We start from the raw sequence: 2,233 nt of genomic DNA, 5'->3' as shown, positions 1-2,233 counted from the left end.
AATGGTGGGCCTAACAAGACTTGAACTTGTGACCTCACCCTTATCAGGGGTGCACTCTAACCAGCTGAGCTATAGGCCCTTATCATGGTGGAGAATAGCGGGATCGAACCGCTGACCTCCTGCGTGCAAAGCAGGCGCTCTCCCAGCTGAGCTAATTCCCCATAAATTAGCTTTTCATCAATCTTTGAAATCTAAACAAGGATGATTGAGTTTATATGAACTAATGGTTGTGAGACTCATTAGTTTGTACTCTAGAAAGGAGGTGATCCAACCGCAGGTTCTCCTACGGTTACCTTGTTACGACTTCACCCCAGTCGCTGATTCCACTGTGGACGGTAACTAGTTTAGTATTCCGGCTTCGAGTGAAATCAACTCCCATGGTGTGACGGGCGGTGAGTACAAGACCCGGGAACGTATTCACCGTAGCATGGCTGATCTACGATTACTAGCGATTCCGGCTTCATGCTCTCGAGTTGCAGAGAACAATCCGAACTGGGACATATTTTATAGATTTGCTCCACCTCGCGGTATTGCGTCTCATTGTATATGCCATTGTAGCACGTGTGTCGCCCTGGGCATAAGGGCCATGATGACTTGACGTCGTCCACACCTTCCTCCTCCTTACGAAGGCAGTCTATTTAGAGTGCTCACCCGAAGTGTTAGCAACTAAATACGTGGGTTGCGCTCGTTGCGGGACTTAACCCAACATCTCACGACACGAGCTGACGACAGCCGTGCAGCACCTGTCTCTAAGTTCTAGCAAGCTAGCACCCTCATATCTCTATAAGGTTCTTAGGATATCAAGCCCAGGTAAGGTTCTTCGCGTATCTTCGAATTAAACCACATGCTCCACCGCTTGTGCGGGTCCCCGTCTATTCCTTTGAGTTTTAATCTTGCGACCGTACTCCCCAGGCGGTACACTTAATGCGTTAGCTGCATTACTGAGATGACTAGCACCCCAACAACTAGTGTACATCGTTTAGGGCGTGGACTACCAGGGTATCTAATCCTGTTTGCTCCCCACGCTTTCGCGCCTTAGCGTCAGTTAAGTTCCAGCAGATCGCCTTCGCAATGGGTATTCTTGGTGATATCTACGGATTTTACCCCTACACCACCAATTCCATCTGCCTCTCCCTCACTCTAGATTACCAGTTTCCCAAGCAGTTTAATGGTTAAGCCATTAGATTTCACAAGAGACTTGATAATCCGCCTACGCGCCCTTTACGCCCAGTGATTCCGAGTAACGCTTGCACCCTCCGTATTACCGCGGCTGCTGGCACGGAGTTAGCCGGTGCTTATTCCTTAGGTACCGTCAGAATTCTTCCCTAAGAAAAGGAGTTTACGCTCCGAAAAGTGTCATCCTCCACGCGGCGTTGCTGCGTCAGGGTTTCCCCCATTGCGCAATATTCCCTACTGCTGCCTCCCGTAGGAGTCTGGACCGTGTCTCAGTTCCAGTGTGACTGATCATCCTCTCAGACCAGTTAAGCGTCATAGCCTTGGTAAGCCATTACCTTACCAACTAGCTGATACTATATAGTCTCATCCTACACCGAAAAACTTTCCCTACTCAACTTATGTTAAGTAGGAGTATGGGGTATTAGCAGTCGTTTCCAACTGTTGTCCCCCAGTGTAGGGCAGATTAACTATACCTTACTCACCCGTGCGCCACTAATCCACTTCTAGCAAGCTAAAAGCTTCATCGTTCGACTTGCATGTATTAGGCACGCCGCCAGCGTTCACTCTGAGCCAGGATCAAACTCTCCATAAAAATATAGAAAAGTTTAATCTTTTTCTTCAAAGAAAAAGTATTTAAAATATAAGATAAAAAAGGAAACTTTTTAATCTTACTCTTATTAATTGATTATCATTAATAGAATAATAAATCTATTAATCTGGCTCAATCGATCACTTATTTAGATTTCAAAGATTGACTATAAGATTTGAATAACAATACTAAATTAAAAAGAACAAAACAAAAAATCTTTTTTTAAATTATTGAATTAAAAATTAAAAAACATTTTTTAATTTTTAAAATAAAACATTAATAATTAGAAGTTTTATTTTTGCAATACTTTAATAAAAGATATTTTTTTATTTAATCAAAGCAAGGCTTTAATTAAATGCAAAATTTAATTTATTAAGTATTTGGTGAAACTTCTTTTAAGATTTTAAGTCCTTTCGAAAAAGGAAATGAAAGTATAACTAATTAAGCTTAAAGGGGGTTTAAAGTATT

The 2,233-nt window shown here is 42.4% G+C and carries 2 tRNA genes and 1 rRNA gene; all 3 read right to left on the bottom strand.

Going from position 1 to position 2,233, the window contains the following annotated elements:
• Positions 1-2 precede the first annotated feature (2 nt).
• Positions 3-79: transfer RNA gene (locus H2279_RS08365), tRNA-Ile, on the bottom strand.
• A 6-nt stretch (positions 80-85) separates the two neighbouring features.
• A tRNA-Ala gene (locus H2279_RS08360) sits at positions 86-161 on the bottom strand.
• A gap of 94 nt (positions 162-255) precedes the next feature.
• Positions 256-1,768: ribosomal RNA gene (locus H2279_RS08355) — 16S ribosomal RNA — on the bottom strand.
• Positions 1,769-2,233: the final 465 nt, after the last annotated feature.

Source organism: Campylobacter sp. B0100352/1, from assembly GCF_020135855.1.
Lineage (GTDB): Bacteria > Campylobacterota > Campylobacteria > Campylobacterales > Campylobacteraceae > Campylobacter_D > Campylobacter_D taeniopygiae.
Note: the sequence above shows the minus strand (reverse complement) of the source record. Positions and strands in the feature narration are given on the sequence as shown.